This is a genomic window from Psychromonas sp. B3M02 (assembly GCF_003318165.1).
Taxonomy (GTDB): Bacteria; Pseudomonadota; Gammaproteobacteria; order Enterobacterales; family Psychromonadaceae; genus Psychromonas.
This window is the reverse complement of record NZ_QOCB01000104.1, coordinates 22,669-45,348: the sequence shown is the minus strand read 5'-3', so window position 1 is coordinate 45,348 and position 22,680 is coordinate 22,669. Positions and strand designations below refer to the sequence as shown.

24 protein-coding genes are annotated in these 22,680 nt (G+C 39.0%); 4 read left to right on the top strand and 20 right to left on the bottom strand.

Annotated features, from left to right (window positions below; genetic code table 11):
* Positions 1-55: 55 nt before the first annotated feature.
* The 12 genes from DS885_RS11420 to DS885_RS11365 all read right to left on the bottom strand — a co-directional run bounded on the left by DS885_RS11420 (position 56) and on the right by DS885_RS11365 (position 12,311).
* The gene (locus DS885_RS11420) at positions 56-280 is read right to left on the bottom strand and encodes a zinc ribbon domain-containing protein (protein WP_113819561.1); all 225 of its coding nucleotides are present in this window, start codon (positions 278-280) and stop codon (positions 56-58) included.
* A gap of 4 nt (positions 281-284) precedes the next feature.
* Entirely contained in the window at positions 285-1,748 is a 1,464-nt protein-coding gene (der, locus tag DS885_RS11415) for a ribosome biogenesis GTPase Der (protein WP_113819560.1), read from the bottom strand.
* Between the two features lie 77 nt (positions 1,749-1,825).
* A complete protein-coding gene (gene bamB, locus DS885_RS11410) occupies positions 1,826-3,025 on the bottom strand; it encodes an outer membrane protein assembly factor BamB (RefSeq protein ID WP_113819559.1) in 1,200 nt (399 codons plus the stop codon).
* Between the two features lie 14 nt (positions 3,026-3,039).
* The gene (locus tag DS885_RS11405; RefSeq protein WP_181817760.1) at positions 3,040-3,714 is read right to left on the bottom strand and encodes a YfgM family protein; all 675 of its coding nucleotides are present in this window, start codon (positions 3,712-3,714) and stop codon (positions 3,040-3,042) included.
* A gap of 37 nt (positions 3,715-3,751) precedes the next feature.
* Positions 3,752-5,029 carry a histidine--tRNA ligase gene (gene hisS, locus DS885_RS11400; protein ID WP_113819558.1) on the bottom strand — a complete coding sequence of 426 codons (1,278 nt, stop codon included), beginning with the start codon at positions 5,027-5,029 and terminating at the stop codon, positions 3,752-3,754.
* A 243-nt stretch (positions 5,030-5,272) separates the two neighbouring features.
* Positions 5,273-6,382, bottom strand: a complete 1,110-nt coding sequence (gene ispG / locus DS885_RS11395) for a flavodoxin-dependent (E)-4-hydroxy-3-methylbut-2-enyl-diphosphate synthase (protein WP_113819557.1) — start codon at positions 6,380-6,382, stop codon at positions 5,273-5,275.
* A 345-nt stretch (positions 6,383-6,727) separates the two neighbouring features.
* The gene (locus DS885_RS11390; protein ID WP_113819556.1) at positions 6,728-7,303 is read right to left on the bottom strand and encodes a helix-turn-helix domain-containing protein; all 576 of its coding nucleotides are present in this window, start codon (positions 7,301-7,303) and stop codon (positions 6,728-6,730) included.
* Between the two features lie 18 nt (positions 7,304-7,321).
* A complete protein-coding gene (pilW, locus tag DS885_RS11385) occupies positions 7,322-8,113 on the bottom strand; it encodes a type IV pilus biogenesis/stability protein PilW (RefSeq protein WP_113819555.1) in 792 nt (263 codons plus the stop codon).
* A gap of 144 nt (positions 8,114-8,257) precedes the next feature.
* Positions 8,258-9,376, bottom strand: coding sequence for a bifunctional tRNA (adenosine(37)-C2)-methyltransferase TrmG/ribosomal RNA large subunit methyltransferase RlmN (locus DS885_RS11380; protein WP_113819554.1), 1,119 nt, complete (start codon positions 9,374-9,376; stop codon positions 8,258-8,260).
* A 187-nt stretch (positions 9,377-9,563) separates the two neighbouring features.
* Complete coding sequence (locus DS885_RS11375) at positions 9,564-9,794, bottom strand: FeoC-like transcriptional regulator (RefSeq protein ID WP_181817759.1); 231 nt, start codon at positions 9,792-9,794, stop codon at positions 9,564-9,566.
* Complete coding sequence (gene feoB, locus DS885_RS11370) at positions 9,791-12,085, bottom strand: Fe(2+) transporter permease subunit FeoB (protein ID WP_113819552.1); 2,295 nt, start codon at positions 12,083-12,085, stop codon at positions 9,791-9,793. Before feoB ends, DS885_RS11375 begins: the two co-directional genes overlap by 4 nt.
* 1 nt (position 12,086) lies before the next feature.
* On the bottom strand, positions 12,087-12,311 hold the full coding sequence (locus tag DS885_RS11365; protein WP_113819551.1) for a FeoA family protein: 225 nt from the start codon (positions 12,309-12,311) through the stop codon (positions 12,087-12,089).
* Positions 12,312-12,541: 230 nt separating this feature from the next.
* Between DS885_RS11365 and yciH the strand changes: the two genes are divergently transcribed.
* Positions 12,542-12,868: a stress response translation initiation inhibitor YciH gene (yciH, locus tag DS885_RS11360; protein WP_113819550.1), complete on the top strand. Its 327-nt coding sequence runs from the start codon at positions 12,542-12,544 to the stop codon at positions 12,866-12,868.
* 74 nt (positions 12,869-12,942) lie between these two features.
* Here yciH and DS885_RS11355 read toward each other — a convergent pair whose 3' ends face one another.
* From DS885_RS11355 to coaE, 4 genes are all read right to left on the bottom strand, one after another.
* The gene (locus tag DS885_RS11355; protein WP_113819549.1) at positions 12,943-13,287 is read right to left on the bottom strand and encodes a HopJ type III effector protein; all 345 of its coding nucleotides are present in this window, start codon (positions 13,285-13,287) and stop codon (positions 12,943-12,945) included.
* A gap of 41 nt (positions 13,288-13,328) precedes the next feature.
* A complete protein-coding gene (yacG, locus tag DS885_RS11350; RefSeq protein ID WP_113819548.1) occupies positions 13,329-13,523 on the bottom strand; it encodes a DNA gyrase inhibitor YacG in 195 nt (64 codons plus the stop codon).
* Between the two features lie 15 nt (positions 13,524-13,538).
* Positions 13,539-14,270, bottom strand: coding sequence for a cell division protein ZapD (gene zapD / locus DS885_RS11345; protein ID WP_113819547.1), 732 nt, complete (start codon positions 14,268-14,270; stop codon positions 13,539-13,541).
* A gap of 69 nt (positions 14,271-14,339) precedes the next feature.
* The gene (gene coaE / locus DS885_RS11340; protein ID WP_113819546.1) at positions 14,340-14,939 is read right to left on the bottom strand and encodes a dephospho-CoA kinase; all 600 of its coding nucleotides are present in this window, start codon (positions 14,937-14,939) and stop codon (positions 14,340-14,342) included.
* Positions 14,940-15,055: 116 nt separating this feature from the next.
* Here coaE and nadC point away from each other — a divergent pair, with 116 nt between their 5' ends.
* Positions 15,056-15,910, top strand: coding sequence for a carboxylating nicotinate-nucleotide diphosphorylase (gene nadC, locus DS885_RS11335; protein WP_113819545.1), 855 nt, complete (start codon positions 15,056-15,058; stop codon positions 15,908-15,910).
* A 65-nt stretch (positions 15,911-15,975) separates the two neighbouring features.
* Positions 15,976-16,884, top strand: coding sequence for a DNA ligase (locus DS885_RS11330; protein WP_113819544.1), 909 nt, complete (start codon positions 15,976-15,978; stop codon positions 16,882-16,884).
* On the opposite strand, the gene mutT is transcribed toward DS885_RS11330, so the two are convergent.
* The 3 genes from mutT to DS885_RS11315 form a co-directional block, all read right to left on the bottom strand.
* Positions 16,868-17,251, bottom strand: a complete 384-nt coding sequence (gene mutT / locus DS885_RS11325) for an 8-oxo-dGTP diphosphatase MutT (protein WP_113819543.1) — start codon at positions 17,249-17,251, stop codon at positions 16,868-16,870. The genes DS885_RS11330 and mutT overlap by 17 nt on opposite strands.
* 101 nt (positions 17,252-17,352) lie before the next feature.
* Positions 17,353-20,079 (bottom strand): preprotein translocase subunit SecA, encoded by a 2,727-nt coding sequence (gene secA / locus DS885_RS11320; protein WP_113819542.1) that lies wholly within the window; start codon positions 20,077-20,079, stop codon positions 17,353-17,355.
* A gap of 40 nt (positions 20,080-20,119) precedes the next feature.
* A complete protein-coding gene (locus DS885_RS11315) occupies positions 20,120-21,073 on the bottom strand; it encodes a M23 family metallopeptidase (protein WP_113819541.1) in 954 nt (317 codons plus the stop codon).
* Positions 21,074-21,100: 27 nt separating this feature from the next.
* Between DS885_RS11315 and DS885_RS11310 the strand changes: the two genes are divergently transcribed.
* Complete coding sequence (locus DS885_RS11310; RefSeq protein ID WP_113819540.1) at positions 21,101-21,562, top strand: DciA family protein; 462 nt, start codon at positions 21,101-21,103, stop codon at positions 21,560-21,562.
* Positions 21,563-21,735: 173 nt separating this feature from the next.
* Here DS885_RS11310 and lpxC read toward each other — a convergent pair whose 3' ends face one another.
* Entirely contained in the window at positions 21,736-22,665 is a 930-nt protein-coding gene (lpxC, locus tag DS885_RS11305) for a UDP-3-O-acyl-N-acetylglucosamine deacetylase (RefSeq protein WP_113819539.1), read from the bottom strand.
* Positions 22,666-22,680 lie beyond the last annotated feature (15 nt).

Below are 22,680 nucleotides of genomic sequence, written 5' to 3'. Positions count from 1 at the left end.
GAGTGTATTAACACTCCTTTTTTATAGCTGACAGTCATTTATTCAACGTAGACTATTAAGCTTCAACCAGCCTATAATTTGCAGAAGATTTACTCTTCAACTCATGACAATGATCACACCAAAAATTAACCGCACCACAGGCTTTTAAACGCTGTAATGCTTCTCCGCACTCATTGCACTCAATATTAAGTATAAAGTCGCTATGGCATGCTTGACAGTGGCGTTTTGACTCACCACTGCGGGTTAATTCGGACTGACAGTTAGGACAAAGCAGTTGCATCTCATTACTTCTTATTATGATGACGCATCATACGTTGACGTTTGTACATTTGATGCGGCGTTAGTTTGTTACGACGGCCTTCAAACGGGTTACTACCTTCTCTAAATTCGATACGAATTGGTGTGCCCATGATGCCTAATGTACGACGGAAGTAGTTCATTAAGTAACGTTTGTATGAATCAGCCAGTTTCTTCACTTGGTTACCGTGAATAACGATCAATGGTGGATTATAACCACCCGCATGTGCGTAACGTAATTTAACACGACGCGCCCCCACCATTGGTGGCTCATGGTCGTCGGTTGCCATACCCATAATACGCGTTAACATTGCAGTAGAGATACGTTTAGTTGAAGACATGTAAGCTTCTTCTACTGACTCGAATAAGTGACCAACACCTGTTCCATGTAACGCAGAAATAAAGTGAATTTTAGCGAAGTCAATGAAGCCTAAACGACGATCTAATTCCGTTTTAACACGCTCTTTATCGTACTCTGTCATGCCATCCCATTTGTTCACTGCAATGACTAATGAACGACCTGAGTTTAATGTGTAACCTAGTAAACTCAAATCTTGGTCTGAAATACCATCACGTGCATCGATAATTAACAATACAACGTTTGAGTCTTCAATGGCTTTTAGGGTTTTGATCACAGAGAATTTTTCTACTGTCTCATTTACTTTTTTACGCTTACGAACACCGGCTGTATCGATCAGTACATATTCACGACCATCACGTTCCATTGGGATATAAACACTGTCACGTGTTGTGCCTGGCATATCATAAACTAATACACGCTCTTCACCCAAAATACGGTTAGTTAGTGTTGATTTACCTACATTTGGGCGACCGATTAATGCGAGTTTAATTGGTAAATTTGCAAGACGCTCTTGCTCTTGTGCAATTTTATCTTCGTCTTCATCATCATGTTCTAATGCGAATTCGTACTCATCAACTTCATCAGTTACTGGGTTTTCTTCTTGGAACTCTTCTAGTGCCGCATCAATCATCTGACGCACACCTTTACCGTGTGCTGCAGCAATTTGGAAAATATCACCTAAGGCTAATGCATAGAATTCACCACACATAGAGTCAGCATCAATACCATCGGTTTTATTTGCCACAACCATGACTTTTTTGTTTTGCTTACGTAGGTGTGCCGCAATTGCTTCATCAGCAACGGTTAAACCAGCACGTGCATCTACTAAGAATAAAACCGCATCTGCTTCTTCGACTGCAATTAATGATTGCTCCGCCATTAATGCATCGATTCCCTCTTCATCACCTTGAATACCACCGGTATCAATCACGATAAATTCAAGTTCTTCGACTTTCGCCTGACCATATTTACGGTCACGCGTTAAGCCAGGGAAATCGGCAACTAGCGCATCTCGGGTGCGAGTTAAACGATTGAAAAGCGTAGATTTACCTACATTAGGGCGACCTACTAAAGCGATGACTGGTAACATATATTTTGAAATCCTATAAAACTAAAAAAGCCCCATGCACAGCATGGGGCTACAGTATAGCGTAAAAACCGATGAAATTATTCTACATTTAAGATCGGTTTTTCAATGGCAATTAAATCACCACTGCGTGTTTGTAAATAAAGATGAGTTGAGGTTGCCACTGGCTCAATATATAGCCCATCGGAATCCAACTCTTGTTGTGCTACAAATTGACCTGTTTCACGGTCAATCCAATGTAAATAACCTTCTGCATCACCAACAACAATAAAGTCATTAGCAACAGTTACACCTGTTAAGTTACGGTAAGCAAGCTGTTTATTCGACCAATTTTGTGTGCCATCACTGCGGTTGATTGAAAAAACATAACCACGGTAATCGGTTAAGTAGATATCACGCCCTGCCACACTAATATCATTGTAACCAGAGTAAGGCTTAGCCCATAACTGCTCACCTTTTAATAGGTCGATAGCCACTAGATTACCATTAAACGCAAGCGCGTAAACTGTACCATTAACAATCACAGGTTTCATATCTGCATCGGCTAAACGGTCTAACTCTGTTGCACCGTAAGCTCTCGCCGCAGGTAGTTGCCACAGTGGTTGACCATTTTCTAATAGTGCAGCTGATACATAACCATCGGCACGACCGTAGATGATACCACCTTGTGCAATACTTGGTGTAGCACTACTACGTAAGGTTAATCGCGGTTGTGCATTTGGCAATGACCAACGTTGCTCGCCTGTTTCACTGTCTAAAGCAACCAGCTCACCACGTGAAGTATGGATCACAACTAAACCACTGTCATAAACAGGTTGTGCAATCACTTCACCATTGAGTTCACTCACCCACTTAATGTCACCATTCTGTTTATCAAGAGCAAACACTTGTGCATTTTCAGTGCCTAAGTAAAGCGTATCATAGCCTAAGCCGATACCGCCTGAAATACGCGCTGAACGATTAAAGTCATTAGTTTGGTGATCTTCTAAATCGATAGACCACAACTTTTCGCCTTTTTCCGCAGAAAAAGCAGCAACGTCACCATCTCGTGCCGCCACATAAACCGCATTATTATCAACAGCAGGTTGTAGTTGTGAATAGTATTTATCCACGCCATCACCAATGCTTCTAGACCAAGCTATCTGTGGTTCATAGGTTGCTTCAAAGACTGGTAACTCAGCCATTTCCACGACATCTTCGTCACCACTAAAGATAGAACAACCACTTAATACAACTGCACTAGTAGCAATGACGGTGGCATTTTTGACCCATTTAATCATGATATTATCTCAGTTTATTGTGCGTCATCTAATTTCGGTGCAGTTGCATTTTGTTGCACAGCTAAATCATTAAGTTGTAGTTGCAATACAGGGTCAATACGACCTTCACTTGCATCAACAGCCGCTTGATAAGCATCACGCGCTGCGTCTGTATCGCCTTGTTTAAGGTAGATATCACCTTTAACTTGATTTATTTTTACTAAGAAAGCATCACCTTCCACACTGTTTAAAGTGCTTAACGCATCATCATATTCACCTAATTCAGCGCTAACACGTGCTAAACGTAATGCGATGATTGGCGTTAATGATTCTACTTCATTACTTGCTAATAGGTCAGATAACTGGGTTTTAGCTAGCTCAAAATCACCTGCATCTACCGCTTCTTTTGCTAATAATAATGCGCCTAATGTTGCGTAGTTATTACCTTCGTTAGCCGCCACAAACTGTTTCAGTTCAGTGCTATCCTGAGCGTCACCTTGCGCATTAAATTTAGCAGACACTTGTGCAAATTCAGTTGATGCTTTTTCTTGGCTAGCAGTAACGCTTTCACCATAGTAACGCCATCCCCATAAACCCGCTAAGCCGATCACTGCACCCACGATAAGCATAGTCCCGTTGTCATTCCACCATTTTTTAATGGCATCAACTTGCTGTTCTTCTGTTTCGTAACCTTCGATAATATCAACCACGTGTATTCCTTACTGATTCTATTTATTGATGAATAATTTACGCAAAGTAACTAGGTAACACCTGCACTAAGCTATCAATTGCAACGGTTTGTTGTTCTGAATTACCTTGCAAGTCTTTGATGGTTACAGTGCCATCTTCTAATTCACTTTCACCGATAATCAATGCTACTGACGCACCGCTTTTATCTGCACGTTTCATCTGTTTTTTAAAGTTACCTGCGCCACAATGATGCATCATTTTTAATTCTGGTAAGTGGTCACGTACTAGCTCTGCTACTTTAAAACCAGCAACGTCAGTGTTTTCACCCACTAAAATACTGTAGATATCAACATCACCTTTTACGTCACCGTTAAGCTCTAATGTTTCTAACATTAAGATGATACGCTCAAGGCCCATTGCAAAACCAACAGCCGGTGTTGCTTTACCACCCAGTTGCTCTACTAAACCATCGTAACGACCACCAGCACAAATAGTACCTTGTGACCCTAAACTTGATGTCACCCACTCAAATACCGTGCGGTTGTAGTAATCTAGGCCACGTACAATGCGCTCGTTGATCACATACTTGATGCCCGCAGCATCTAGATAGGCTTGTACTTTTGCAAAATGCTCAGCTGTTTCGTCACCAAAATAGTCCGATAGTTTCGGTGCATTCTCTAATAATGCTTGTACGCCTTCGTTTTTGCTGTCTAACACACGTAACGGGTTAGTTAGCATACGACGCTTGCTATCTTCATCTAATTGGTCTTCATGCGCTTGCAGGAATTCCACTAATTTTTCTTTGTAGGCATTACGCTCTTCATTGCTGCCTAATGAGTTAAGTTGTAACTCTACATGCTGTTCAATGCCTAATGCTTTCCATAAACGAGCAGATAATAAAATCACTTCTGCATCGATATCTGGTGTTGCCATACCAAAGGTTTCAATACCCACTTGGTGGAACTGACGGTAACGACCTTTTTGTGGACGTTCATGGCGGAACATAGGACCGATGTACCACATTCTGCGTTCTTGGTTGTATAACAAACCATGCTCATTACCGGCACGAACACATGATGCTGTACCTTCTGGGCGAAGGGTTAAGCTATCACCATTACGATCATCAAAGGTGTACATCTCTTTTTCAACGATATCAGTTACTTCACCGATAGAACGTTTGAAAAGATGAGTACTTTCAACGATTGGCATGCGAATTTCTGAGTAACCGTAACTGCTCACGGTTTGTCTAATTAAGGATTCTAGTTTCTGCCAAACTGGGGTTTGTTCAGGAAGGGTATCATTCATACCACGAATAGCTTGTATCTTCTTTGCCACAATGATTTCCGAATTCTGTCGATGAATAAAAATACATTTAAGATGTATTCTCAATAAAATTGAGAGTCATTATAGGGAAGTTTACGGTGAGATGGAACAATACAACTCGGCTTTGCTCGTTTAAAGTCTAATAAAAAGCCCAAATGTTCAAAACATTTGGGCTTCATCATCTATATTAAACTCAATCCTAATATTTATTTTATATTAAGTAGTTAAGTGTTTAATTTATTTAGTGCGCTTAGATTAGCTTTTAATAATAATGTTGCTTTCATCACTACGACTAATACGTGCACGAATTCTTGCTTCCATTTGATCGATTACTTTTTCGTTATCAAAACGCTCACGTTGCCGTGTACCATCTTCGTAAAAACCACTTTTGTTTTTACCGCCAGTAATACCCAAGTCAGACACTAATGCTTCACCAGGTCCATTTACAACACAACCGATAATAGATACATCCATTGGCATCACCACGTCTTCTAAACGTTCTTCTAACGCATTAACCGTTGCAATCACATCAAACTCTTGACGTGAACAAGTTGGGCAAGCGATAAAATTAATACCACGGCTACGAATACGTAATGATTTAAGGATATCAAAACCGACTTTGATCTCTTCCACTGGGTCAGCCGCTAAGGAAACACGTAATGTATCACCGATACCTTGCGATAATAACATGCCTAGACCCACTGCAGACTTAACACTACCACTTCGTAAACCACCCGCTTCAGTAATACCAAGATGCAAAGGTTGCACAATCTGCTGTGCTAATAGTTGGTATGACTCTACGGCTAATAAAGCATCAGAAGCTTTTACACTCACTTTAAATTGGTCAAAGTTCAAACGGTCTAAGATATCTACATGGCGTAGCGCTGAATCCACCAAGGCTTGCGCTGTTGGTTCACCATATTTTTCTTGAATATCAGCCTCTAATGAACCGCCATTAACACCAATTCGAATTGGGATATTATTGTCTCTTGCACAATCCACCACACTACGAATACGTTGTTCGTTACCAATGTTACCAGGGTTAATACGCAAACAATCAACGCCGTACTCAGCGACTTTTAACGCGATACGGTAATCGAAATGGATATCCGCAATCAATGGAATATTAGATTGCTTTTTAATTTCTCTAAATGCTTCAGCTGCGTTCATTGTTGGAATAGACACTCGCACCATGTCCGCACCTACCGCTTCTAGGCGTTTAATTTGCGCCACAGTTGCTTCAACATCTGTGGTTAGTGTATTAGTCATAGACTGCACGGTAACAGGTGCACCGCCACCCACAGGGACATTGCCCACCATGATCTGTTTACAGTCGCGGCGTTTAATCGAAGAGGTATGGCTCATTATATTTACTCTTAAAAAGTTAAAGGTCGAATAGTAATCATAGAAGCTAATATGATCTATTTTATGACAAATGTAACGTTAACGAAGGAGCAGATCTAAGGGGTCGCTGGATAATAATCATATAAACCAAGGTACACTCACCTCTTGAATATCATTACATTAAGCAAATCAAAACACCGCTTAAGTACTGCTTCTGAATCACTCAGTTATTTTACATTAAATTGATTCGTTGAAACCAGTAAAGTTCACTTCTAAATAAGAATGAAATAACTTTTTACTGAAATTCAACGCTAATAAGGTGATTTTAAATGAAATCAGCAAACACCTGCAAGTGCTAACTTAGGCTTATTCAGCCACAACGTCCTGATTTTCAGTAACTTGTTCTGTATCAGTAGCTTGTATCTCAGTGACTTGCTCTGGGGTTTCGGCTACAGGCAGGCTTTGTTCATTGAGTGGTACAATTAAGTGAGTGCTTTCTGGCTCAGGTAAACGCATGTGAATGTTTTCAGTATCCACTGAAGATTCTTTGTAAAGCGCTGTGCTAATCGACTCCCACTGTGTTACCACTGTAGCAATACCGGCAACAAACAACAGAAAAATAAACCAGCCAAACTTGTTCGATGATGTTTTCTTTTTACTTAATAAATAAGGGTTACTTAAAGTGTTATTGTGCTTTGAAGGTGTGCTCAGTTGTTGATATTCAGCATAGGACTCTATCTCTGGTAATTGCACCGCTTTGGCGTAATTGGCTAAATAGCCACGTAGATAGATAACTGGATAACGCTTCTCTTCAATCACTTGCTCTAAGTCATTTTCAATATCGTTAATCACTGTTACTTTTAAGTTGAGTTTTAATGCGATATCTTCAACGGATAAATTAGCGGCGACACGTTGTTCTTTTAAAGCGTTATCAAGAGTCATACAGGTTCCATTATCAACTTAGTTTGAAAGGTTGTGATGCTTATTAGTTAAATAGTCTAACGCTTGTTGAGAGTCGGGAAATTGCGTTAATAGCTGATTAGAATATCGCTCTAAACTATTTTCTTTCCCAGTAGCATAACTCAAACGAATCCATTGCCATAGACTTTCAGCAGTAGCATCCGATGCTTTTTGGAAAGAAAATAGGTTTAATATCGCTTCTTTATAATTTTTTTCTGTAATGTTGATTTTTGCTAAAGATAAATTAATCTCATTGCTTTTAGGACTATGCGCTAGGGCATACTTATAATAAAAAATGGCTTTTTCATTGGCACCGGCTTTCTCAGAGCAAATAGCCGCATTCGCATAAGAGCGTGCAACACGAGTGTATTTAGGGACAGAAATGGCTTTTAAGAAAGCGGCATCAGCTTCATCATAACGTGCTTGACCACATAAAAAGGTACCGTAGTTATGGTAGGTATCACCATCGCTATCGTCTAAAGAGATAGCTTCTTTGTAGAATTTTTCAGCTTTTTCATTCTCTTGCACCTTTTCATAATAGTAAGCAAAAATACGATGCACTTTTGCACTGTCAGGTTGATAAGATAATGCTTTGTCGAGGTTTTCTTTAGCTTGCTGCATCTGTTCATTTTCAATGTAGACTAAGGCAAGTTTAATACGTGTATCAGCAGCCCCTTTAGGATCAAATGCCATTTTTTGGCCTTTGGGGTTGTTTAAGGTAGTGACAGTTTCACTTGATACACAAGCTGAGATGAAAAAGATAGATGATAAAATTATAAAGATAAGTCGCATACATTCCTCTAGCGCTAATAGTCGTGCCGGAAAATTATTTCAAGTTACCCTATTGTGAAGTAACTTGAAGCTGGATGCATGTTTTTTTTAATGGTTCTTGGATTTTGATCTATTTACCCAAGAACCATCTGATTTTAAAGTGGATTAACTTTCTTGCACATCGATGCTTGCACCGTGTTTACGTTTGTTCATAGTACGTTTAGTACGATCGATTACATCCCCTACTAACTGCCCACAAGCCGCATCAATATCATCACCACGGGTTTTACGCACAATCACTGTATAGCCGTATTCCATCAATACTTTATTAAAACGGTCTACACGGCTGTTACTTGGTTTAGTGTAATCGTTACCCGGGAACGGATTAAACGGAATCAAGTTAATCTTACACGGGGTATCTTTTAACAGGTGTGCAAGTTCATGAGCTTGATCTGTTGAATCATTAACGTGGTCAAGTAATAAGTACTCAACAGTAACTTTACCGCGGTTTGCATTTGATTTTGCAACGTAACGTTTAACGCCCGCTAAGAAGTCAGCAATATCGTATTTGTCGTTAATTGGCATCATTTTAGAGCGCAATTTATCATTTGGCGCATGTAATGAGATAGCGAGTGCCACATCAATACGATCACCTAAGATATCCAATGCAGGAACAACACCCGATGTCGATAGAGTCACACGACGTTTAGACAGTGCATAACCTAAGTCATCCAACATTAATTCCATGGCTGGAATTACATTGTTTAGGTTTAATAATGGCTCACCCATTCCCATCATTACGACGTTAGTAATTGGACGTTGGCCACTTTCACCCATTACACCGATGATTTTAGCTGCACGCCATACCTGACCAATAATCTCAGACACGCTTAAGTTACGGTTGAAACCTTGTTGCGCCGTTGAACAGAAATCACAAGCTAATGCACAACCTACCTGGGAAGATACACATAGGGTCGCGCGGTCTTTTTCAGGAATGTAAACTGTTTCTACTTCTTGATCACCCAGTGTCATTGCCCATTTTATGGTGCCATCTTCACTGCGTTGTTCAACTTTTACTTCCGGTGCAACAATTTCAGCACGTTGCTTTAATTTTTCACGCAATGCTTTATTAATGTTGGTCATTTGATCGAAATCATCACAACCAAAATGGTAGATCCATTTCATTACTTGTTCTGTACGAAACGGTTTTTCACCCATTTCAGTGAAAAAATCGCGTAAACCTTGACGGTTTAGATCTAATAGGTTTACTTTTTTCTGACTCATGCGATGCCTCAACTAGACTAATTCTGGTATAAATTCGGAGGGGGATTGTACATATTTTGAATACCCGATGCTAGTCACAAATTTTAACTAAAAAAATACCTGATGCATTTCTGTCATCAGGTACTTGTTGCATAAGCATTATTTGAAATTTTACGGTTTAATTTGTTTGAAAAATAAACAACACTTTTCACACAACGCTAACTAATGGGATCATTTTGTCTTTTTGCCAGCTATAAAAAATCTGAGCAGATAGCCTATCGCCCCGAGTATTGACTATCTTTTTAATATGTCCGCGTTGCATTAATACCGCTAACATTGGCGCTACCCCTTCTCGACTAATATGAAAAGTACTAAGTAAACGGCTTTCTGCCACATATTGATGCGTTTCAATATAATTAGATAAACGTTTTAAGATCATACTCTCGCCCATTTATGTTGGTCGTCATGACTAGATTGTATTAACAGATTACCTTTGTTTTTCAGTACATAGATAGCACCAGCAACCAATAAGGTAACCAATGACAAATAGGTTAAACTCATTACAGGATGCTCAGCAAAGGTAGCCATTTGGTAATAAACCACAGCAATAAGATAAGCAATACCAGTTGACCAGACTGCTACAAAGCGTGCCCAATTAATCCCTACCTCTCTGACTATTGCCCCCATCGCCGCAGCACAAGGTGCATAAAGTAAGATAAACAGTAGATAAGCAAAAGCAGCCTGCTGGCTAACAAAAGCCTGCTGTATATTAGTGTAAATGGTTAAATCAACCCCTTGTTCTTCGGCAGCAAGGGTTAAATCTTCTAACTCTCCAACATGTATACCTAATGGATCACTAACATCAATGCCCATTAAATTTTCAGGAATAGTGTCCACTGCAGCAATGAGCTTTTCTGATAAACTTAATGCCTCTTCATCTTCGCTGACTTCATTGGCGTATAGGCTATTTAACGTGCCTACTACAGCTTCTTTCGCAAATATCCCAGTGACAATACCTACGGTTGCAGGCCAATTTTGATCGGTAATGCCTAAAGGAGAAAGTACGGGAGTAATAATTTGAGCAGCTTTACTTAATACTGACCCTTCACTGTCCTGATGACCGAAACTACCATCTATACCCACTGAGTTAACCACATTTAACAGTGTCACCACTAAGACGATAGTTTGTCCTGCACCAAACACAAACCCTTTCAATTTCTGCCAAGTTTTAATTCCCGTATTTTTTATTGTTGGTAATTCGTAATCAGGAATTTCCAATATCATGTTTTCACTTTTGCCTGGTAAAATCGTTCTACTTAAAATAAAGCCGGTTAATACTGCGACTAAAATACCAATCAGATACAGTAGAAATACGATATTTTGACCTTGCTCTGGAAAGAATGCGCTAGCAAATAAGGCATATACAGGTAAACGTGCACCACAGGACATAAAGGGTGACATCACCACCGTTAACAAACGTTCGCGCTCTTTTTCTAGGGTTCTTGCGGCCATAACAGCAGGCACAGTACAACCGAAACCAACAATCATAGGTACAAAGGATTTACCGGGTAAGCCAATCACTTGCATTAAGCGGTCAATCACAAAGGCTGCTCTGGCCAAATAACCTGAGCTCTCAAGTACGGCTAAGAACAGATACAAACAGGCAATAACAGGGATAAAGGTCATCACCGTTTGAATACCACCGCCCACACCATAAGCTAACACATTAATTAACCAATCTGGTGCGCTTACTGCAGTCAACCATTGCGCTGTTTGATCAACAAACAAAGCCCCAGAAGCAATATCAAAAAAATCAATAAACGCACTACCAATATTGATAGCAAACATAAACATCAAGTACATCACTAATAAAAATAGTGGCAATCCCAAATAACGATTCAATGCAACTGCGTCTATTTTATCGGTTAAGCTTTTACTTAAGCAGCCTTTGCTGCGCACCGCTAATTGAGTCAATTGATAGATATAGGTGTAACGTGTATCGGCTACCTGTAAATCGATATCAAATGAAATTTGGTTGCTGAGGTTTTGTATTTTCAAACGGGTTGATATCGGTAACTGATCAATAATCGATGCATCACCTTCTATACATTTAATGGCCAAGGCTTTTTTATTAAGATGACTTTCCATATCGAAATAGTATTCAATTTTCGACAATACGGCTTCTAACTGATCGCCATAATCTAATGATAAATTAGGTATTAACGCAGTAAGTTCTAGCTTGCCTATAGTTTGTGTTAACTTAGTAACAGCCTGTTGATTATGAGCCGAAATAGCGATGACTGGACAACCTAGTTGTTCACTTAGCTGCTTATGATTAATCACCTTATGTTGTTTATCTGCCACATCTATTTTATTTAACACTACAACCACTGGTAGACCTAGCTCTAATAACTGCATGGTTAAATATAAACTTCTTTCTAAACAACTGGCATCAATAATATTCAATACCATATCTGGCTGGCTATCCATGATGTAATCAAAGGCAACACGTTCATCTATTGAACTACCTTGTTGGTCGATATCTAGATTATAGATACCCGGTAAGTCAATAATTTTTATGCTTTTGTCATTAATCTTAAAATGCCCGGTTTTCTTTTCAACTGTCACCCCACTCCAATTCCCTACTCGTTGATGACTGCCAGTCAATGCGTTGAATAAAGTGGTTTTACCTGAGTTAGGGTTACCGATAGTAGCTATATTTAGAGGCATGTTAGTACTCCACTATAATTTGTTGTGCAATGCTTTTACGTACTGCAATCGAGCTATTTGCACATCGAATGGCTAAAGGGTCACCTAATGGTGCAGTACGCAATAATTGTACTTTTGCACGTGGTAAAAAACCTAAGTTGAGTAATTTTTTACGCATTACCGGATCCAGCGTATTAATATTAACAATACTGGCCGTTTGTCCTGTTTTTAACTCAGATAATTTCATGGTAACCCCTATCAATTTTATTCATTGAGATGCTTTAAATAGGAAATTAATACAAACTATTATCATTAACAATGCAATTCGACACGCTTGACTAGGTAATAAAGAGTCTGTTGTTTTAGATCAATTTAGTCGCCCTATTTACAAGGGTTTTATGAATAACGAGTTGGGTTTTACATCTTTAATAGGAACAGGTATAAACTTAAATAAGAACTTACTAAGTAGGAAATATCATGGATTTTAGTGAATTAAATTTAGTCTACTCTACCGATGGTGGAAAAGTAGAAAAAACCAAAGAGAAAGCAACTGCGCCAGAAGGTGATGGCATTATCCGTTTACACCGAGAAACAAAAGGTCGTAAAGGCAAAGGCGTAACCTTAATTAAAGGGTTACAACTTGATGAGCCAGAAATCAAAGCATTAGCAAAAGAGATTAAAAAGAAAACCGGTTGTGGTGGCACAGTGAAGGATTTTGTTATCGAGATTCAAACGGATCAACGTGACATTATTAAAAGCGTGTTAGAGAAAAAAGGCTATCAGGTAAAATTATCGGGCGGCTAGGTTTAGTAAACTTATTAACAAGAATAGAAAAGGGGCTAACAGCCCCTTTTCTCTTAATTTAATCTAATTATTTACTATTTAGCAGTTAATGCAGTACCAGCAAAGTCGATACCAGCCCAACCATTAATCATAAACTGACGAATGTTTTGGTGATCTTGAGCATCTGGATGTGCTAATACATCATCACGGTAATAAGTACCAAAACACGCTAATGTTTGTGCTTCTGATAATTTATTTAACTGTGCAAATGAAAATATCTTACATGAGCCAGCATTTTCACCTTCAGCATTTTTTTGCTGACCATTATTAAAAGCCGTTGCTTTGAATTCATAATTTTCTTCAATCACCGCCATCGTATCTGCAAATTCAACTTGCTCTGGTGTATTGCTTAGCTTGTTTAAAAAATCTTGTAATAACATCCTGTACCCTTTTATTTTCATTTGTCTTTTCTAAAATTAGTTTAATCTTCTTCGAAATAAATCGTTTTATTTTGTGGCATATTTTCAGGGCTAACTGACTCGCCTTTAATACGCTTTTCTTCATCAGCCCATTCACCTAAATCGATAAGCTGGCAGCGTTTACAACAAAATGGGCGATACATGCTGGTTTTATCCCAAACCACTTCTTTTTTACATGTTGGACAATTAACCTTCATCTTTATTCCTCACCATTAACAAAATATTTGTTCAAATTCTATATGTTCAGCTTGGCTATTTTCCGCATCTGCATTCATAAAGCGCACAGAATAACGATGTTTGTGGCCAGATACCATAGGGTAAACCTGCAAACTAGGATCAACATTTAAGATAATAAATAAAGCATGCTCAACTTCCCCTTGGAAGAAGCCATTATTTGCTTTTTGTACTGATTTAATACCTTGATGACGTTTAATTTTCAAAAATAGAAACAAAGCACGCTCTAGTACTTGAAAGTATTCATACCAATTTTTAGTATCCGCTCTTTTCAGTTCCATCGGTTGTGCACACCAAAAGTGAAACTGCGGTAAATCAAAACTACAGCAACCACCAGGAATAAAGAAACGCTGTTTAAGCGAGGTTAAAAAGCGGCTCTCTTTAAAGAACTTAAGTTGTTTAGACATCACCAATAATGCACTAATTAATTCGCTAATCTCTACCATTAACGCTTTAATTGCCTCTGTATCGGCTTGATCACTGCTTAACCAAGATTGCATCTCTTCAGATAATGCTCGTAGGTCTTTAATTAAATCATGGCGAATATCACTGCGATCACTTAATTCAATTAACTCAAATAATGATTTGAAATAGGTAATGGCATCATTATCGTTATTCAGAGAGATGCTTTGATTAATTTGTAGGAAAAGCGATTCAAAACGTAAATAACTACGGCTTTTTTCTGTCAGGGGATATTCAAAAGAGATCATAAGACTGTCTATTCATTTTTATAAAAAAGTAAGGTTACATAAGGAGCTAGCACTAAACAATCAAAAACCTTACTTTTGTATGGATAAAAACTGTAAATGTAGCATTTTAACTTGTTCCTTAAGTGCAACAAGATCGGGTTTGCTATTATCGATAATATAATCAGCCTGCTTTTGTCTTTCTGGTCGACTAATTTGTGCATCTATAATCGCTTGTATTTGTGACCTTGAGTTGTTGTCGCGCTGCATAGCACGTTCAATTTGCAAGGTTTCAGGTACATCAACTACCAACGTAAAGTCAGTGTATTGTGTTAATTTATTTTCTAGCAACAACGGTGCTTCTAATATCACATATTGGCTCTCTGCTTGTGCGAGCTGAGCTAATATAGCTTCTCTAATAAGAGGATGTAATAGATCATTTAACCATTTTTTTTTCTGCTCTGATGAGAAGATAATTTGTCTCAGCATCGCTCGATTCAGTCCGCCATTCTCATTTATGACTTGTTGACCAAAATAAAGTTCAATCTCTGCTAATGCGGGTTGACCAGCTGCAACTACTTCTCTTGCCACAAGGTCAGCATCCACAATATCTATATCTAATGCTTTAAATTCCTTAGCAACCGTTGATTTACCACTGCCAATTCCACCTGTTAACCCAATAATCACTCGCATATTTTACACTCTTGCTTGAATTGCTTTATTTTATAGATCATAACCACTTAGATCATTGGTATTCAATATTCATTAGGGTAATATTTCACTTTTTTACCCTTGTCTGGAAATTTACCATGATTGAACAAGAAGTTGCACAAAGTGTAAGCCTAGCCCTACATGAAGATTTAAATGGCTTATCGGCCGCTGAAGGCGATATTACCGCTAATTTAATTCCCGAAGATAAACATGCTAGAGCAACGGTGATCACCCGTGAGCAAGCTGTCTTTTGTGGTAAAGCATGGACAGACGAAGTATTTAAACAACTAGGTGATTGCACCACTATCACTTGGCATGTAAAAGATGGAGATTTGGTTGCCCCTAATAGCCCGTTATTTACACTTGAGGGCCCTGCTCGCATCCTATTAACCGGTGAACGTACTGCCTTAAACTTTATTCAAACACTTTCAGGTATCGCCACCATCACTAAGTACTACTCAGATTTAATTGCGAGCACTGATTGTAAACTATTAGACACACGTAAAACCTTACCTGGCTTACGTAATGCCTCTAAATACGCGGTTACATGTGGCGGTGGTTTTAATCACCGAATCGGTTTGTACGATGCCTTTTTGATTAAAGAAAATCATATTATGGCGTGCGGAGGTATTAAACAAGCCATTGCAACGGCTAACCAACAACACCCTGAACGTTGGGTAGAAGTTGAAGTAGAAAGCATCGATGAGTTAAAACAGGCCTTAGATGCAGGTGCACAACGTGTGATGTTAGATAACTTTACCATTCCAATGATGTTAGAAGCGGTTGCCATTAACAAAAGTAACCCTGTGCAAGCAGATCTAGAAGTATCAGGCAACGTCGATAACTCAACTATTCTTAGCTACGCTGAAACAGGTGTTGATTACATTTCTGTAGGCGCGCTCACGAAACATGTACAAGCAGTCGATTTATCAATGCGTTTTGTACAAGAATAATACCAATATCTAAAAACCTTTCTACACTTAGTTCACGCCGTTAAGGGCTAAGTGTTGGAGGTTTCATGACAACGTTATACCACAAGTTTGCGAGTAAGTTATTAAACAGATGTTTTGTGAAATCTGTTTTGCTATCTGTCTGCCAAACCTTGATTGTATTGAGTATTTCTACACCTTATTCACTGTCTGCCAAAAACCTCAACGCACCTGCAATTCAACTGGCCACCTCATATCGCCAAGATATTATAGTGAGCGACTATTTTGTTAGTGAAAAACTCGATGGTATTCGTGCCTATTGGGATGGACAACAACTCCTCTCTAAACAGGGGAATACCTTTACAGCGCCGGATTGGTTTATCGCGAATTTCCCAAGGCAAGCTGTTGATGGTGAACTATGGATAGCCAGACAAACCTTTGAACAAGCCTCTAGCATTGTGCGCACTCAAGATAAGCACAATCAACGCTGGCAACAGGTTAAGTTTATGATTTTTGACCTACCGACTAGCCCTCAGCCTTTTAGTGAGCGAGTGACAGCAATGGAACAGCTAGTCACTTCAACAAATAACCCATATTTTAAAATGATCCCTCAAGACAAACTCACTGACAGTGAGGCTTTATTCAACTTATTAGACAAAGTGGTTAATGCCGGTGGAGAGGGATTAATGTTACATCATCAAGATGCCCTGTATCAGCACCTTCGTAGTCGAGACTTAATGAAGTTAAAACGCTTTGAAGATGCTGAAGCGACAGTGGTTGGTCACTTTCCCGGTAAAGGCAAATATCAAGGTATGTTGGGTGCTTTACTGGTCGAAACAGAAGATGGTATTCGTTTTAAAATTGGTACAGGATTTAGCGATAAAGAACGTCAAAACCCGCCACCGATAGGCAAAGTTATTACTTATCGTTACACAGGTAAAACACGCAATAACATTCCTCGGTTTGCTTCTTTCATGCGAGTTAGAGCAATTTATTAATGACCGTAATATTAGCCTTAGGGAAATCATAATCGACTAAATCAGCAGGCTGAATCCACTTTATTTGTTGTCCTTCTAGTTCACTTGCTTCACCAGTAAAGTCGGTAACCAAATAAAAGTGTAGGGTTAATGTAAGATCATCATAATCAAAGTTAAGAGACTCAAATAATGAGTATTCAGTAGCTGTTAAACCCACCTCTTCTTTTAGCTCTCGACACATAGCGGTATCAAGGGCTTCACCCTGCTCTACCTTGCCGCCAGGGAACTCCCATTTACCTGCTAAATGTTGGCTTTTTTGACGTCGGCTGATTAACAACTCTTTTTGTTTATTTTGCACAATGGCAATACTAATGGTTTGTTGAGGCATTGATTATTCTCCTGTATCAATCACATTAAAAAAGGTGGTCTTCAATGAAGTACCACCTTTTTTATTTATCACTTAAGAAACTTAGCGAGTAAAAATAAACCCTAGCTTAGTTTACCGTGACATTGCTTATATTTTTTACCTGAACCACAAGGACAAGGGTCATTACGGCCTACTTTCTTGTCTTGACGTACAAACGTATCATCCGTCTCAGCAGCTTCTGGCTTTTCTTCTTCGCCATCACTGTTTACTTGCGCGTGTTGATATTGAATATTCGCTTTTGCTTCCGCTTCACGACGTTGCTCTTCAATTGCTTGTGCTTCTTCACGGCTTTGAATTTGTACTTTAGACAAGATACCAACAACATCTGTTTTTAAGTTTTCAAGCATGGCAATGAATAACTCGTAAGACTCACGTTTGTATTCTTGTTTAGGATCTTTTTGAGCGTAACCACGTAGATGGATACCTTGACGTAGATGATCCATCGCAGCTAGGTGTTCTTTCCATAGCATATCGATAGTTTGCAACATCACAGATTTTTCAAAACCAGCAATGATTGACTCACCGACTTGCTCTTTTTTGTCTTGGTAAACATTACGTGCGTGTGTCACCACTTGTTCACGAATCGTTTCTTCTTGTAAGTTTGCATCATCAACTAACCATTGTTGAACCGGTAGCTCAATTAAGTAATCTTGTTTTAAGCGTTTTTCTAACCCTTCAAGATCCCATTGCTCAGTTAACGATTGCTGGGGTACATATTCATCGATACAAGCATTGAATACATCATCCCAGAACTGCTCGATGTTTTCAGTGATTGTTTCACTGTCCATCACACCGTTACGCTGCTGGTAAACCACTTTACGTTGGTCATTGGCAACATCATCGAAGTCCAGTAATGATTTTCGCATATCGAAGTTACGACCTTCTACTTTACGCTGTGCATTTTCAATAGCACGAGTCACCCATGGATGTTCAATCGCTTCTCCATTTTCCATACCTAATTTTTTCATCATATTAGATACTTTTTCAGAGGCAAATATACGCATCAATGAATCTTCCATTGATAGGTAGAAACGACTCTCACCGGCGTCACCTTGACGACCCGCACGACCGCGTAACTGGTTATCGATACGACGAGATTCATGACGCTCAGTACCAATAATGTATAAACCACCTGCCGCTAATACTTCAGCTTGTTCAGCTTTCCATTTAGCTGTTTCAGCTTCGATTTGCTGTTCAGATAGGTTACCTAATTTCTCAAGACGATTTTGTAAGTTTCCGCCTAGTACGATATCCGTACCACGACCCGCCATGTTCGTCGCAATTGTTACTGAACCAAGTGCACCTGCTTGCGCGATGATGTCTGCTTCTTTTTCATGGAATTTAGCATTTAACACACTGTGCTTAATTTTAGCTTTTTCCATTAAGCTTGATAGCAATTCAGAACTCTCGATAGAAACCGTACCTACCAATACCGGCTGACGACGTTCTAAACGCGTTTTGATATCTTCAATAATCGCTTGGTATTTTTCAATCTCCGTCAGGTAAACCAAATCACCGCCATCTTTACGTGCCATTGGACGGTTAGTTGGGATTACGATGGTTTCTAAACCATAGATAGATTGAAATTCAAAAGCTTCAGTATCTGCTGTACCTGTCATACCGCCTAGTTTTTCATAAAGACGGAAGTAGTTTTGGAAAGTGATTGACGCTAATGTTTGGTTTTCATTCTGAATCTGTACACCTTCTTTTGCTTCTACCGCTTGGTGTAAACCTTCAGACCAACGGCGACCTGGCATTGTACGACCAGTGTGCTCATCAACGATAACCACTTCGCCTTCAGCAGTCACAATGTATTCAACATCTTTTTCAAACAAGGTATGAGCACGTAAAGCTGCGTTCACATGGTGTAATAAACTGATGCTAGAAGCGGCGTATAGAGAAGTATCTTCTTCTAATAGTCCACGCTCCTGTAAAATACGCTCTACTTTTTCTTGGCCACGTTCCGTTAGCAATACTTGTTTGCTTTTCTCGTCAACCGTGAAGTCACCTTCACCTACGTATTCTTCAGTATCTTCTTTATCTTGTTTGCTTAATAAAGGAATAATACTGTTTAATTTAGTGTACAGCGTTGCATCGCCGTCCGTTGGACCAGAGATAATTAAAGGTGTTCTTGCTTCATCGATTAAGATGGAGTCAACCTCATCGACAATAGCGAAGTTCAGGCCACGCATTACACGTTGTGACGCTTCAAAGGCCATGTTGTCACGTAGGTAATCAAAACCAAACTCATTGTTTGTACCATAAGTCACATCAGCTGCATAAGCGGCACGTTTCTCTTCGCCAGACATACCAGACAAGTTAATACCAACGGTTAAACCTAAGTATTCAAAAAGTTGTGCATTCCATTCGGCATCACGACGCGCTAGGTAATCATTCACAGTAATAACGTGAACACCTTTACCTGTTAAAGCATTTAAATACGCAGGTAAGGTTGCAGTTAATGTTTTACCTTCACCTGTACGCATTTCTGCGATTTTATTTTCGTTTAATACGATGCCACCAATTAACTGAACATCGAAGTGACGCATACCAAATACACGCTCAGATGCACTTCGAACAACAGCAAATGCTTCAACAAGAATGTCTTCAATGGTTTCACCATTAGCAAGACGCTCTTTGAAATAAGCTGTTTTTGCTTTTAACTCTTCTTCTGACAGTGCCTTTATCTCTGGCTCAAGTTTATTAATTTCATTAACAACTTTGCGCAGGTTCTTCAGATAACGGTCATTTCGACTGCCTATTATTTTTGTTATTATCGATGTGATCATTTTGCTTTTCTCATTGTATAAAATCGGAAAAAATTGTCATTTAACTTGATATTCTTTGTATATAATAATTTGGATCTATTTGTTGGCCATTTTTGAGTACTTCATAATGTACATGTGGGCCCGTTGAGCGCCCAGTGGTTCCCATTACCGCAACTTGCTGCCCTTTATCAACAACATCACCGACAGAAACGACGATATCAGAAGCATGTGCGTATCGAGTCATAAAACCACTTCCATGATTAATCTCAACTAAATAACCGTAACCACTTCTTGCTTCAGAGATAGTTACCACACCGGCGGCGGTTGCCATAATTGGCATACCTGTATAACCTGCAATATCGACCCCTTTATGACGTCTTAAACGTCCAGTAAATGGGTCTGTTCGCGTTCCAAATGAAGAGGAGATCCAAGACCCTTTATAAGGTACTGGACGACCAGAAATGAATAGCTCATCAATAAGATGGAGATTGTTGAAGGTAATTTCAAGTTGTTGAAACAAATTTTCATTATTTTTATATTGTTGTTCCAACATTGAGACTTGATTTACCAATGGAGAGAGCTCAGGATGATCAATCGCAAGATATGCACTGGTGTCTTCTGTTTTAGTGACTGGCGTTTCTTCAGTCTCCTGCTCTTCTGTATTTTCTAATTCAAATTCTGCTTTTGGCAGATTGGATTTATCGATGATCCGCTCACCTAAACTGTTTAAGCGATTACTTTGCGCTTGTAACTCACTGACCTTTTGGGCTAGCATTTGTAATTGTTGGTTAGTTTGCGAAGTGATGGATTCTAAGTATTGTTGTTTGATTTCATTTTTTTCATGTAAGGTGTTGATTTTATATTGTATAAATTGCTGATGATAGTGTGACTGTAGTAACCATGCACTGGTCATCAATACTGCCACAAAGGTAATGCAGACAAAAATAAATGTAGATTTTGTTATAGAAAAGCTGTGTTTAGACTCCTTCCTATTATAAATAACCGTTATACTCATAAACCTAATTCACTTTTGATGGCTGTTATGACAAGAAATAAAAAACAACCTAAACCAATCTCGTTGTTATTGGATAAAAATAACTTCCAACAAAGCACATCATTAATAACTAAATTAGATATAGTACTACAAAGGTTTTTAAAACAACACAATATCAGTGGTTGTCGGGTAGGAAATATTGAAAATGGGAGCTTGTTAATAGAAAGTCCCAGCGCACTTTGGGTGCAGCGCTTACAATTTGTACGAAGTGACCTGTTGAGTGAATTACGCCAACATCACTCCTCGGTTAGAAATATTAAAGTGAAAGTGAACCCACAACTAGCAAAAGCATCTCCAACTCAAATCAAAAAAGCCAAGCCGGTTAAAAAGCGTGCTGAAAAAATGAGTAAAGGGATTTCAGAAGCATTCCTGGCGTTAGCTGAAAATGCTGACCCGCAACTTAAAAAAGCATTGCAATCTTTAGCGACCTTTTCTGACGATAAAAAGTAATAAGCTGTGTCTCTCCATTCACTCCATTCATTAAATAAGTGATCTAAATTTTGCGTAGGAAAAATCACTTAGTATGATTGGTATTAAATATCTTTCAGGCAAAAAAAAACCACCTTGTTATTACTAACAAGGTGGTTTTCCATGAGTTGGCTTATCGGCCAACTCAATCGTATTTATGCAGGAACAAATGCTGGTTCGATGTATTGCACTGGAGACTCGCTCACAGGCTCTTCAAACGTAACCATTTCAAATGCTTCTTGATCCGCTAATAACGCACACAGCAGTTTGTTATTTAAAGCATGACCTGTTTTGTAAGCTTTTAAGTGACCAAGAATAGTAAAACCAGATAAGTAAAGGTCGCCAATAGCATCCAATACTTTATGTTTTACAAACTCATCTTCGTAACGTAAACCTTCAGGGTTTAGTACGCGGAACTCATCTAAACCAATGGCGTTATCTAAGCTTGCGCCTAATGCTAGGTTGTTAGATTGAAGGTACTCAACACTTTTCATAAAACCAAATGTACGTGCACGGCTGATCTCTTTAACAAACAGGTCACCAGAGAATTGCATTTCAACATGTTGGTTTTGACCTTCGAAAACAGGGTGATCAAAGTCAATTTTAAAGTCTAAGCTAAAGCCGTTATTAGAAGGGTGTAGTTCAGCCCACTTACCTTCTTCTTCATCTTCAACACGAATCGTCTTTTTAACTCGGATAAATTTCTTAGCAACATTTAACTCTTCAATACCTGCAGATTGCAGTAGGAAGATAAACGGGCTTGCACTGCCATCCATAATTGGAATCTCAGGTGCATCCACATCAATAATCACATTATCGATACCTAAGCCAGCTAGCGCTGCAGATAAATGCTCTACAGTTGAAATTTTTTCACCTTGCTCATTCACTAGACAAGTACATAATAATGTCTCTTGCACAGCTTGAGCATGGGCTTTAAAGCTAACTACAGGGTCGAGATCTATTCGACGATAAACAATACCTGAGTTAGCAGGTGCAGGGTGCAGCTCAATAGTTACTTTATTCCCTGAATGTAAACCAACGCCCGTTGATTTAACACTTTTTTTCAATGTTCTTTGTTTAATCATAAGAATGATCTCCAC